Below are 12,364 nucleotides of genomic sequence, written 5' to 3' on the forward strand. Positions count from 1 at the left end.
GCAGAGCCCAGGCCCCGAGCTGCCGCCCCCGCCGCCTCCGCCACCGGCCTCACCCACGCGGGTGGGCAGGTCCTCGCGAGGCCGTGGCGTGGAAGCCCTGCTCTCCGCCGTGCGCGCCCGGCAGCGCCGGTACCTGTGGCTCCAGGGAACCGCCCTGGGTTTCGTGGCGGCCTGCCTCCTGTGGGTGGGTGGCGGCCTGCTGGGACTCGTGGCCCCGCGCATCGGCGGCTCGATGCTCGGGCTGGCCTTGCCGGTGGGCGCCGCGGTGGCGTGTGGCTTCGGCCTGTGGCTCGCGCGGCGACAGGTGGGCGACGATTTGCTCACCGCGCGCCTGGTGGGCCAGCGCCGGCCGGAGCTGTCGCTGGACGTGCTGGCGGCGGTGGAGCTGCGGCGCGAGCAGGACGGGCAGGCCAACGGCTCGCCGGAGCTGGCGGACGCCTTCCTCTCTCAGATGGACACGCGGGTGCGCACCGTGGACGCGCGCTCCGTCGTCGACGGTCGCCCCGCGCAGCGCAGCGCCCTGGCCGCGTGCGGCGTGCTGCTGGCGCTCGCGCTGGTGCTGGGGCTGTTTGGTGAGAAGTGGGGCGCGGGCGTGAAGCGCATCCTGGAGGTGGCTCGCACGCCGGTGGCCCAGGCCCAGGTCGAGCCCATCACCGGCGATATCGAGCTGACGTACCGCTACCCCGCGTACACCGGCCTGTCCCAGCGCACCGTGCCCGGCACCGACGGCGCCGTCAGCGCTCCGGCCGGCACCGAGGTCGTCCTCAAGACGCGCTCGGACCGCCCCGTGGAGCGCGCGGAGCTGGTCATCAACGACGAGACGGTGCCGCTCCAGGTCACCGGCAACCGCGACCTGGAAGGCACCTTCATCGCGAAGAAGACCGGCCACTACCGCTTCGTCTTCTACGCGCGGCGCGAGAAGCCGCTCGCGGTGGGCCCCGACATCCCGCTCACCGTGGAAGCGGACAAGGCGCCCCAGGTGACGCTGATGACGCCCGCCGCGGAGCTGGAAGTCGACCCCGGCCAGAAGGTGACGCTCAAGTACGAGGCCACCGATGACTACGGCTTGTCCGGTCTGTCGCTCGTCTTCCGCACGCCGGGCGCGCAGAAGGACACGCGCGTGCCGCTGCGCCGCGAGGACGGACGGCGCAGCCGCGACACGTACACGTGGGATTTGGGCTCGCTCAAGGTGGACCCTGGCGACCGGATTACGTACTTCGTGGAGGCGCAGGACAACGACGCGGTGGAGGGCCCCAAGAAGGGCGTCAGCCGCACCCAGGTGCTGCGCATCTACTCCGCCGCCGAGCACCACCGCGCCGCGCTGGAGAAGGCCGAGCAGCTCTGGGGCCGCATGGTGGACCACCTGGCGGACCGGCTGGAGGGTCCGGACCGGGACAAGCAGAAGGACGCCCAGGCCATCGCCTCCGCCGCGTCCGTGGACACCAGCGGCCAGCAGCTCATCACCGACATGCGCACGCTGGCGCAGACGCTGTCGCGCGAGCGCGACGTGCCCACCGAGCTGGTCTCCGCCCTTGCCAACATCTCCGAGTCCCTGGGCAGCCACATCAACGGCACCGCGGACTTCCGCCGCCTCTACCTGCGCACCCAGCGCGCGCGGGGCGAGGACTGGGGCACCGGCAACCGCCTGTCCGGCGTGGTGACGGAGGAAATCGCCGAGCTGGAGAAGGACATCCTCTACCTGGAGGCCCTGCTGGACCGCCAGAAGCTGGAGGCGCTCCAGGAGATGGGCAAGCAACTGGCCGGCGAGCGCCGCGAGCTGTCGCGCCTGATTGAGCAGTTCAAGGCCAACCCGGACGAGTCCGCGCGCCAGGCGGTGATGGAGCAGATTCAGCAGCTCAAGGCGCGCATCCAGGAGCTGATGCAGCGCATGGCGGAGATGCGCAAGGGCATCCGCGACGAGCACCTCAACGCCGAGGCCCTGTCCGAGATGATGAAGGACCAGGACATGCAGAGCGCCCTGGACGACGTGGAGAAGCTGATGCGCGAGGGCAAGACGGACGAGGCGCTCGCGAAGCTCCAGGAACTGGGCATGCAGATGGACGAGATGCTCAAGGGCCTGGACGAAGCCAACGAGGAGTTCGGCGGCGAGCAGTACCCGGAGCTCGCGGAGAAGTTCGGCAAGTTCATGGAGGACTTGAAGGGCACCGTGGACGAGCAGCAGCGCGTGGCCGAGCAGACGCGCCAGCTGCGAGACCAGGCCCGCGCGCAGAACAAGGAGCGCCTCTCCGAGCGCGGTGAGTCCATCAAGAGCGACCTGATGCGCAAGGTGCAGCAGGCCCAGCAGAGCTACGACAAGCTCAACCCCGAGCACCTCAACAGCCGCGCCGCGCGCCCCCTGGAAGAAGCCCAGTCGGAGCTGCGCAACGTGGAGAACGCGCTGAAGGTGAACGACTTCGACCTGGCCGCGGAGGCCGCCGCGCGCGCCGAGGACGCGGCCCGGCAGCTCGCGGGCATGGGCGAGCAGCAGAAGCAGCTCGACGAGATGTTCGGCAACCCGCCCGAGGTGCGGCAGCAGTCCTCGGAGCTGGCCCAGCGCCTGGACCGCGACGCGCGCAACGTGCAGGACGTGAACAAGCAGCTCCAGTCGCTCTTCCCTCCTCCCGGCTCACAGCTCTCGCAGCAGGAGAAGCAGCAGCTCCAGCAGCTCTCCCAGCAGCAGCAGCAGTTGGAGCAGCGCGCGCAGGACCTGCGTCAGCAGATGGAGGAGATGGAGCAGACGGCGCCGCTGTTCGGCGAGGAGGCCTCGCAGCAGATGGAGGGCGTGGGCCAGCGCATGGGTGAAGCCGCGCAGCGGATGCAGGGCAAGGACCCGGGCCGGGGCTACGGCGAGCAGCAGGCCGCGCTGGAGGGCCTGCGCCAGTTCCAGCAGCAGATGCAGCAGGGCCAGAAGGGCCGCAAGGGCGGGCTGCCCTTGCCCGGTGGCATGAGCGGGCGCAAGCAGGGCAACTCCGGAAGAGACCCGAAGGACCAGGTGGAGCTGCCCGACGAGGACGCATTCCAGGCCCCCAAGGAGTTCCGCAAGGATTTGCTGGACGCGATGAAGCAGGGCGCGCCGGAGAAGTACCGCGAGCAGGTGAAGCGCTACTACGAGGAGCTGGTGAAGTGAGAGACCGCCGGATGAATCGCTGGGTGGCCCTCGCGCTGGCCCTGGGACTGGGCGTGGCAACGCCCGCCGTCGCGCAGCAGGAGTCCTCCCTCAAGGACGAGGTGAAGACGCGCCTGGGCCAGGTGGAGCAGGGCCTGGACGACTGGGACGTGCCCGGCGCCAGGCGCGAGCTGGCCGCGGTGGAGCAGCTCATCCCCTCCGACGTGGAGCCCTTGAAGTACTACCAGGGCCGCGTGGCCTTCGAGGAGGGCCGCTACGACGACGCAGTGGGGCTGCTCGAAGGCGCCAACATCGAGGACAAGCCGGGCAGCTACCTGCGGCTGGCCAAGGACACTCGCGACATCGTCAAGAGCCACGAGCGCGCGGAGAGCGAGCACTTCATCTTCTTCTACCCGAAGGGCAAGGAAGCGGTGCTGGTGCCCTACGCGCTGGAGACGCTGGAGGCCATCCACCGGGCCATGGCGGAGGACCTGGGCTGGACGCCGCCGGGCGGGAAGATTCGCGTCGAGGTGGTGAACAACGCGCGCGAGCTGTCCAAGGTGAGCACGCTCACCGAGAAGCAGATTCGCACCACCGGCACCATCGCCATCTGCAAGTTCAACAAGCTGATGGTGACCAGCCCCAAGGCCGTGGCGCAGGGCTACGACTGGCAGGACACGCTGGCGCACGAGTACATCCACCTCGTCGTCAGTCAGATGAGCCGCAACACGGTGCCCATCTGGCTGCACGAGGGCATGGCCAAGTTCCTGGAGTCGCGCTGGCGCGGCAAGGCGGGCCTGGCGATGACGCCGTCCACGCAGGCGCTCCTGGGCAAGCGCGTGAAGGCGGACACGCTCATCCCGTTCGAGAAGATGCACCCGTCCATCGCGCTGTTGCCCACCGCGGAGGACGCGGCCACCGCCTTCGCCGAGGTGTTCTACGCCATCGACTACGTGCACCAGACGAAGGGCTCGGCGGGGCTGCGCGCCGTGGTGCGCGAGTTGAAGGCCGGGCAGACGGACAGGAAAGCAGTGGAGGCTGCCACGGGCATGCCCTTCGCCCTGTTCGAGAAGACGTGGCTGGCGCACATCAAGAAGCAGCCCTTCCCCTCGGAGCTGGTGCCGCGCGACGACCGCGTGGTGCTGAAGGAGGACGCCAAGAACAAGGGGAAGGAGGACGGCGAGAAGAAGGGCCGTGAAATCTCCTTCGGCGACTTCAACGAGGTGGCGGAGGTGCCCGCGCGCAAGTTCGCGCACCTGGGTGAGCTGTTGCGCGAGCGCAACCGCGTGAAGGCGGCCGCCGAGGAGTACGCCAAGGCGCACAAGCTGGTGGGCGACAAGTACGAGTCCGTCTCCAACAAGTACGCGCTGGCGCTCCTGGAGCTCAAGCGCCTGGACGAGGCGGAGTCCGTGCTGCGCGGCAGCCTGCGCGTGCACCCGGGTTCGCCCGCCACCAACGTGCACCTGGGCCGCATCCTCCTGCACCGCAAGGACTACCCGAAGTCGAAGACGGCCTACCTGGAGGCGCTCGCGTCGGACCCGTTCGACCCCGAAATCCACGTGGCGCTGACGCGCATCCACGGCGCGCTCGGTGAGACGGCGCTGGCGACTCGCGCGAAGACGGCGACGGCGGTGCTCACCGGCCTGGAGCCCGCGGAGGTCGACAAGCTGGCCCAGCAGTTCCTGCGCGAAGAGGGCGAGCTGTCGGAGACCAACGTCCCCGCCACGGGAGGCGCTCCAGCCAAATCCGCCACGCCGGCGACACCCGCCTCGGGGCCGACGGACGCGGGGCGCTGAGGCCCGACAGCAAGCCGCCAGCCGAGGCCCTGCCCGCCACTGAAGCCTGACGCCCTCCGTGCCCAGGTTCAGCCGGGGAGGCGTCGTCATGGACATCCGGCCGCTCGTCTCGCTGTCCGCCCGGCTGATGGAAGGCGCGGGTGTCAGTGCCATGGTGCTGGGCGCCCTGCTCGCGCTCGCCGCGCTGTTGTTCCGACGCCAGGAGCTGTCAGCCGGTGAGGCCTACCGCCGCTTCCGACTGAACCTGGGCCGCGCCATCCTGCTCGGCCTCGAGTTCCTCGTCGCCGCAGACATCCTGCGCACCGTGAGCAACGAGCCCACGCTGCGTGACGTCCTGGTGCTGGGCCTCATCGTCCTGGTCCGGACCTTCCTCAGCTTCACCCTGACAGTGGAGCTGGAGGGCCGCTGGCCGTGGCAGCCCGAGCGCGAGCACCGTGCGTCCTCTCCGCCGCGCCCGCCTCCACCGCCGGTGCGTCCGGCCCGGGTGGTTCGCACACGGCCCACGGGACAAGCCGCTCGACATTGAGCGTGAAGGGCTATTTCCCGAAGCGGACCGGGTGCGCTAGGACACCGCCCCATGTCCATCCGAAACATCGCAGTGACGACCCTCCTGGCGCTCAGCGCGGTGCTCACCGGCTGCTCCAGCAACGCCGACACCATCTGTGACCATCGCAAGGAGTGCTTCGACTCCAAACTCGACACGGGGAAGTGCGCGGACACCATCAACGACTGGGTGGATGACCGCGACTCCGAGGACCGCAAGGACGCCGTGGCCGAGTGTGCCGACTGCGCCGCCGACAAGAGCTGCTCCGAGTACCTGGAGCACTGCATCGACGAGTGTTTCGTCGTCCCCTGAAGAGAAGCCGCCGGGGCCCGCTCGCGTGACGCGGGCCCCGGGGTGTTGTTCAGCTCGCTAGTTGCGCGTCCACTGGTCCAGCCAGGCCAGGACCTCGTCGTGCCACTGGATGCTGTTGGCGGGGCGCAGGACCCAGTGGTTCTCCTCCGGGAAGTACAGCAGCTTGGAGGGGATGCCCTTGCGCTGGAGCGCGGTGAAGGTGCCCAGGCCCTGCGTCTCCACGACGCGGAAGTCCTGGCCGCCGTGCACCACCATCATCGGCGTCTTCCACTTCGCCACGTGGTTGATGGGGCTGTGCTTGCCGTAGCCGTCCGGGTTCTCCCACGGCGTGCCCTTGTGCTCCCACTCCGGGAACCACAGCTCCTCGGTGTCGAAGTAGCCCATGCGCTCGTCGAGGATGCCGTCGTGGTTCACGAGGCACTTGAAGCCGTCCGGCCAGTTGCCGGCAATCCAGTTGATCATGTACCCGCCGTAGCTCGCGCCCAGCGCGCACTTCTTCTCCTTGGAGATGAAGGGGTAGCGCTGCAGCGCGGCGGCCAGGCCCTTCTGCAAATCCTCCAGCGGCTTGCCGCCCCAGTCGTCGGTGATGGAGTCGGTGAAGGCCTGCCCGTAGCCGGTGGAGCCGTGGAAGTCGACCATGACGGCCACGTAGCCGCGGCCCGCGTAGACCTGCGGGTTCCACCGGTAATGGAAGTGATTGCCGAAGGAGCCCTGCGGTCCGCCGTGGATGAGGAAGGCCAGCGGGTACTGGCGCTTCGGGTCGAAGTCCACCGGCTTCACCACGTAGGCGCGCACCGTCTCGTTGTTCCAGCCGGGGAACTCGAACTGCTCGAAGCCGCCGAAGCGGATGCGCGCGAGCGCCTCCTGGTTCACCTGGGTGATTTGCTTGGAGGTGCCGTCCGTGTTGAGGACGTGCAGGTCCGCGGGCGAGTCCAGGTCGTCATGCACGTAGACCAGCGCGCCACCAGCGGCGGGCTGGGGCGAGTCGTCCGTGCCGTCCTTGGTGAGCTGGCGCGCCTGACCGCTGGCGACGTCGAGCGCGAACAGGGGCACCTGACCGATGTGGCCCGCGGCCGTGTACAGCGTCTTGCTGTCCGGGCTCCACGCGAGCGAGCCGGCGGAGCGGTCCCAGTCCTCGGCGAGCACTCGCTCCTGGCCACCCGGCCACGTGCGCAGGATGACGCGGTAGCGGTCCGCCTCGAAGCCCGGACGGGCCATGGCGAGGTACGCGAGCGTCTTGCCGTCGGGGCTGAAGACGGGGCTGGTGTCCGTCGCGCGGTTCTTGTCGGTGAGCTTGCGCGGCCTGGCCTTGCCGTCGACCGGAGCCACGAAGAGGTCCATGTCCGTGGACCAGGACTCGGTGCGGCCCACGTCGCGCGCGGTGAAGACGACGCTCTTGCCGTCGGGGGTGAAGGTGTACTCCTCCGGGCCTCCGAAGGGCTTGGAGGGGCTGTCCGCGTCCATGCCCTTCATCACGTCCACGGGCGTGCCGCCGGCCACGGGGACGACGAACACGTGTGAGCGCTTGCCGTCCTTCCACGAGTCCCAGTGACGGGCGAAGAGCTTGTCGTAGGTGCGGCCGGTGGCCTTGCGCTTGGAGCGCTCCGTCTCGCGCTGGGTGTTGCACTCCAGGCCGGAGGCGCAGTCGGGGAACACGTCCATGGAGACGGCTAGGCGCGTGCCGTCGGGGGACAGGCGGAAGCTGCCCACGTCCAGGGGGAGCTTCGTCACCGCGAGGGGCTCGCCGCCGTCGACGGGCAGGCGCCACACCTGCGAGGAGCCGCCGCGCGAGGAGAGGAAGAAGAGGCTCTTGCCGTCCGGGGCCCAGGTGGGGTCGGAGTCCGAGTCGGGGTGGGAGGTGAGCTGGCGCGAGCCGCTCCCGTCCAGGTTGACGAGCCACAAGTCATTGCGGCCCTTGTTGGCTTCCAGGTCGGTGGTGCGCAGGACGTAGGCGACCTGTTTTCCGTCCGGCGAGACGCGCGGGTTGCTCAGCCGGCGCATCGAAATCATGTCGTGGTGGGTGAACGGTTGGGGCCGGGCGGGCGCCGGAGAGGCGGCGATGGCCAGGGCCGCGACAAGCGACAGCGACAAGGTGTCCTCCTGGGGTGGACCCAGGCGCTGGCCTCCAGGCGAGCGCTCGGGTTGGGGGCATTCGGGGGTGGACCGTGCCCGCTCCTCTGGACGCTGTCCACCGTCGTGGAAGCACGGAAGCCATGACGTGACGCGCCACTCCGGTTAGTGAGAGGGGCATGAGCGAGCCCGTCACTGTCCGCGTCTGGTCCGACTTCGTCTGTCCCTGGTGTTACGTCGGCCTGCAGGAAGTCAAAAAGCTGAGCCGGGAGTACGACATCCAGGTGGACTGGCGTCCGTTCTTCCTGCGTCCGGAGACACCGCCGGAGGGGCTGCCCCTGCCCGCGCACATCCGCGAGAAGATGAAGGACCCCAACAACCCGTTGAAGGTGCGCGCGGCACAGGAGGGTCTGACGATGGTGGACCGGGACGTCATCCCGTCCACGCGGCGGGCGCACCAGGCGACCGAGTACGCGCGAACCCAGGGCAAGCTGGAGCCGTACCACGCGGCCCTGCTGCGACGTTACTGGAGCGAGGGACAGGACCTCTGGGCGTGGGAGACGCTGCGCGGCGCGGCGGCGGAAGTGGGGCTGGAACCGGACGCGCTCCAGCAGGCCGTGGAGGGCGGACACTTCGAGAAGGTGGTGGACGACGCGGTGCGGGAGGCGCGGGAGATGGGCGTCAGCGCGGTGCCGACGTTCGTGGTGGGAGACCGCTTCGGCATCCAGGGCGCGCAGGATATCGCCGTGTTCCGTCAGGCGATGGAGCGGCTGGGCGCGAAGCCCCGCTCGGCGACCTGAGCGCGCGAAGGCTCACGCGGCTGTCATCACGCTGAAGGTCGGCCGCGCGTGGAGCCGCGTGCGGCGACCTCGGCGCGGGTCAGAGTCCCTGGAGGAGCACGAGCATCCGGGGCAGCGATTCCGGACCCGCGCCGCCCGAGAGTCCCTGGGCGAGCGCGTGCAGCTCGGAAGACTGTTCGAGGTGCTTCGCGCTGAGCTGGAAGCACTCCACCGCCGCCGCGTCGAGCAGGGCGCGAGCCTCCTCCGTGGGCTGGAGGTCTTCGCGCTCGCACAGCGCCACCACCGTTGGATGGCCGAACAGCGCCCAGCGCAGCACCGCCGCGCGCAGCGCCAGCTTGAAGACGTAGTCGAGCACCGACGGCGCATCGGTGAACGGATGGCGCAGCCAGTGGTTCATCGCGTGGTGCCGGAAGTACTGCTCCACGCGATCGCCCAGCACCGGCTCCAGCCGAGCCCTGCGCTCCCCATAGCGAGCCCAGACCTCCTCGGGCAAGGCCTGCGGGCCGCCGTAGGACGCCAACACCGCGCGAGCCCATCTCGCGAACCGCTCACTCCCAACCGCGCCCAGACGTGCCCGCAGCACGGTGCCGCAGATTCCTGCCCACGGACCTCCAGGCAGTGACACCCCGGAGACCGCCACATGCAGCGCGGCCAGCGTCTCCGGCACCTCGAACGTGGCGAGCGTCCGGGTCAGCAACTCCTCCGCACCCTCCTCCCGGAACACCTCGGTGCCCCGGAAGTAGAAGGACCCCAGTCGCCGCGCCAGCTCACCCAACATGAACAGCCGCGAGGCGAACGGAAACTCGCGCCGCTCCAGGATGCCAAGCGCCACATCACGCACCCGCGCGGCGTGCACCATCCACGCATCCTCGCCCTCCAGCGCACGCGCAACCTCCGGCCGCGCCACGAGCGAGGTGTCCACCGCCACCTGCTCCAGCGCATCCTCCGCGAGCAGGCACAGGCGCACCACCTCCGGACAACCGAACGAGCCCGTCACCTCCAGCCGCCCTGCCCTGCGCGTGGCGACGCGCGGAAACATCGCGCACGCATCCGGCAACGCGACCTCTCCATACTTCCGATGCAGCGAGCACAGCTTGCGCTCGTCGAGGAAGGAGCAGTTCCCATCCTCGCGTTTGGTGACATACGCGGCCTCGGCTCCCGTGCCGCTGCCCGCGTCTTTCACCACGAGTTCCTCCACTCGCGCCGCATCGGGGCCACCAGCCACCAGGCCACGAAGGATGCTCCAGCGCGACTCACTCACCGGCACGACGAGCCCCGCGCAGCAGGTGTCCTCGCACGCCTCCGCGAGGCACTGGAAGCGCGTCAGGTACCGAGGCGCTGAGACAACCGACATGGAGCCCCCGAGGTCACGCGTCGTCCGAGCCACCGTGGAGCGTGGTGGGTTTCCCCTTCGGAGTCGAGCCGGCGGAGAAGGCCTGCCGGTCCAGCTCCGCGAACAGTCGCACCACACAGGGGTCGCAGATGGCGGCGCCAGCGCTGCCCTGTTGCAGTCGGCCCGCTTGAGGCTCGGCGGTGCCACAGAAGGAGCAGCGCCGCCGGGGAGGAGTGTGCTGGCTCACGACGTACCGTCCTTTCGTCCCTCGGCGTGCCCGCTACTTGCGGCCCAGCGCTTTCTTCACGAAGCCCCAGAAACCACCCGCGCGCTCCTTCAGGTCCGCGCCACGGCGCTCCTCGGCGGCCTTCACCGACTCCTTGCTCACCTGGAGCTGCTTCTGGAGTTCCTCCGGTGAGTAGCGCGTGGCCAGCGTGGCCTTCACTTCCTTGCGCGTGGAGTACTCGCGCGCCTCGACGTGCAGCACGCACTCCGAATCGAGCTTGATGGTGACGGCGACGCGCACCGAGCCCTTCGGTCCCCGAGGCAGTCCCTCGATGCGCACCGTGCCCAGGTACTCGTTGGCGGAGATGTGGTTGTCCTCGCCCTGGAAGATGGACAGCTCCAGCGACTCCTCGTTGTCCTTCGTCGTGTTGAGGGCGAAGGAGCGCTGGGCGGGCAGCGGGCTGTTGCGCTCGATGACGCGCTTGAAGGCGCCACCGGGCATGGCCACGCCCACCGTCATCGGCAGCACGTCGATGAGCACCACGCTGCTCACCTTGTCCACCGAGCCCGAGTAGAGCGCCGCGCCCAGCGCGACGGCCTCGTCCGCGTTGACGCTCGCCTGCGGGCCCTTGCCGAACAGGCCCTTGAGCTTCTCGCGCACCAGGGGCATGCGGCTCATGCCGCCCACGAGGATGATGTCGTCCACCTCGCTGGCCTTCAGCTTCGCGTCCAGCAGCACGTCACGCACCACGTCCACGGTGCGGCTGAGCAGCGGGTCGCAAATCTTCTCCAGCTCCTGCCGGGTCATCACGACGCGCAAGTCCCTGGGGCGCCCGTCGTTGTCCATCATCAGCATCGGGATGTGGACCTCGAAGGTGGCGCGCTCGGAGAGGGCCATCTTCGCGCGCTCGGCGGCGTCGCTGACGCGCGACAGGGCGATGCCGTCGCCGTTGAACGCCATGCCCTCCTTCTCCTGGAAGCGCTGGAGGAGGAAGTCGACGATGAGGTTGTCGAAGTCGATACCGCCCAGGAAGATGTCGCCGCCGGTGCCGAGCACCTCGAAGACGTTCTTCTCGATTTTGAGGATGGTGGCGTCGAAGGTACCGCCGCCCAGGTCGTAGACGAGGACCTTCTTGTTCAGCTCGCGGTTGAGGCCGTACGCGAGCGCCGCGGAGGTGGGCTCGTTGAGGATGCGCTCCACCTTGAGGCCCGCGAGGATGCCGGACTTGCGCACGGCCTCGCGCTGCGGCTCGGAGTAGTACGCGGGCACCGTCACCACCGCGCGCTCCACCTTCTGGTTGAGGTGCGCCTCCGCCATCTCCTTGCACTCGCGGAGGATGATGGCCTGCACCTCTTCGAGCGACAGCACGCTGTCCGCCAGTCGCACGGCGGCGCGGCCGGCGGCGTCGGGGACGATTTCGTAGTGGAAGCGCTCGCGGACCTGGTTCACCACGGCGCTGTCGTAGGGACGCCCCACCAGTCGCTTCGCGCCGTAGATGGTGTGCTGCGGGCGCAACACGAGCTGGTTCTTCGCGCGGTGGCTGACGAGCAGCTTGTTCTGCGCGTTGAGCGAGATGACCGACGGAATCGTGTTGTAGCCCTCGCGCGAGCGAAGGACCGTGGGACGCCCGTTGGACAGCAGCGCCACGCACGAGTTCGTGGTGCCCAGGTCGATGCCGATGACGGGGCCCGTGCCCACGATTTGCACGGGCGGCGGCGGAAGAAAGACTGTCTTCGGCAGGCCCCGCTCATCGAGCGGAGGCGCGGCGAGCGGCGTCGCGGGCTTCGCGGCCGTCGGAGAGAGCAGCGTGGGAGTGCCCACTGGCTCGGGAGGCTTGGGGGCCTCGCGGCGCACGTTGGGCAGCGCCTGCGCCGGAGGAGGCGGTGCCACGGGAGCCGGAGGAGGCTGGAACGCGGGCGGCGCGGGTGGAGGCTGGAACGCGGCGGGCGGCGGTGGCGGCCGGGCCGACGGCGGCGGCGCGGGCATCCGCGGCGCGGCGACTCCCGGAGAGGGGCCCCCGCTCATCTCCGACAGGTCCAGGTCGAACTCGAAGCTGCCACCCGCCGGTCGAGTCGCGGACGGAGGAGGCGGCGGCGAGGTCCGCGTCGGAGGCGGCGCCGAAGGAGGCATCTCCTCCACGGCCTCGCTGAAATCCAGGTCGAACTCGAGGCTCCCAC

9 protein-coding genes are annotated in these 12,364 nt (G+C 69.6%); 5 read left to right on the forward strand and 4 right to left on the reverse strand.

The annotated features are described in order from the left end of the window. From HUW62_RS40925 to HUW62_RS40940, 4 genes are all read left to right on the forward strand, one after another. Positions 1 to 3,127 (forward strand): DUF4175 family protein (locus HUW62_RS40925; RefSeq protein WP_255203929.1); only part of this gene is annotated, 3,127 nt, incomplete at its 5' end. 11 nt (positions 3,128 to 3,138) lie between these two features. After that, the gene (locus HUW62_RS40930; RefSeq protein WP_163863988.1) at positions 3,139 to 4,902 is read left to right on the forward strand and encodes a tetratricopeptide repeat protein; all 1,764 of its coding nucleotides are present in this window, start codon (positions 3,139 to 3,141) and stop codon (positions 4,900 to 4,902) included. An 88-nt stretch (positions 4,903 to 4,990) separates the two neighbouring features. Then, positions 4,991 to 5,428 (forward strand): DUF1622 domain-containing protein, encoded by a 438-nt coding sequence (locus HUW62_RS40935; protein WP_163863989.1) that lies wholly within the window; start codon positions 4,991 to 4,993, stop codon positions 5,426 to 5,428. A gap of 51 nt (positions 5,429 to 5,479) precedes the next feature. Then, entirely contained in the window at positions 5,480 to 5,758 is a 279-nt protein-coding gene (locus HUW62_RS40940; protein WP_163863990.1) for a hypothetical protein, read from the forward strand. 57 nt (positions 5,759 to 5,815) lie between these two features. Here HUW62_RS40940 and HUW62_RS40945 read toward each other — a convergent pair whose 3' ends face one another. Beyond that, positions 5,816 to 7,849, reverse strand: a complete 2,034-nt coding sequence (locus tag HUW62_RS40945) for a S9 family peptidase (protein ID WP_176437512.1) — start codon at positions 7,847 to 7,849, stop codon at positions 5,816 to 5,818. Positions 7,850 to 8,007: 158 nt separating this feature from the next. On the opposite strand from HUW62_RS40945, the gene HUW62_RS40950 reads away from it, so the two are divergent. Further along, positions 8,008 to 8,628 (forward strand): DsbA family protein, encoded by a 621-nt coding sequence (locus HUW62_RS40950; protein ID WP_176437513.1) that lies wholly within the window; start codon positions 8,008 to 8,010, stop codon positions 8,626 to 8,628. Positions 8,629 to 8,707: 79 nt separating this feature from the next. Here HUW62_RS40950 and fliB read toward each other — a convergent pair whose 3' ends face one another. The 3 genes from fliB to HUW62_RS40965 form a co-directional block, all read right to left on the reverse strand. Beyond that, on the reverse strand, positions 8,708 to 9,982 hold the full coding sequence (gene fliB, locus HUW62_RS40955; RefSeq protein ID WP_176437514.1) for a flagellin lysine-N-methylase: 1,275 nt from the start codon (positions 9,980 to 9,982) through the stop codon (positions 8,708 to 8,710). Positions 9,983 to 9,995: 13 nt separating this feature from the next. Continuing rightward, entirely contained in the window at positions 9,996 to 10,208 is a 213-nt protein-coding gene (locus HUW62_RS40960; RefSeq protein ID WP_163863994.1) for a ClpX C4-type zinc finger protein, read from the reverse strand. A 33-nt stretch (positions 10,209 to 10,241) separates the two neighbouring features. After that, the coding region (locus tag HUW62_RS40965) for an Hsp70 family protein (RefSeq protein ID WP_176437515.1) at positions 10,242 to 12,364 on the reverse strand (2,123 nt) is incomplete at its 5' end.

This window comes from Myxococcus sp. AM011 (assembly GCF_013372595.1).
Taxonomy (GTDB): domain Bacteria; phylum Myxococcota; class Myxococcia; order Myxococcales; family Myxococcaceae; genus Myxococcus; species Myxococcus eversor.

Bases quoted from the DNA above. Each gene is read 5' to 3' on its own strand.
- HUW62_RS40935 (WP_163863989.1), top strand. From the start codon at position 4,991: ATGGACATCCGGCCGCTCGTCTCGCTGTCCGCCCGGCTGATGGAAGGC.
- HUW62_RS40930 (WP_163863988.1), top strand. From the start codon at position 3,139: ATGAATCGCTGGGTGGCCCTCGCGCTGGCCCTGGGACTGGGCGTGGCA.
- HUW62_RS40940 (WP_163863990.1), top strand. From the start codon at position 5,480: ATGTCCATCCGAAACATCGCAGTGACGACCCTCCTGGCGCTCAGCGCG.
- HUW62_RS40950 (WP_176437513.1), top strand. From the start codon at position 8,008: ATGAGCGAGCCCGTCACTGTCCGCGTCTGGTCCGACTTCGTCTGTCCC.
- fliB (WP_176437514.1), bottom strand. From the start codon at position 9,982: ATGTCGGTTGTCTCAGCGCCTCGGTACCTGACGCGCTTCCAGTGCCTC.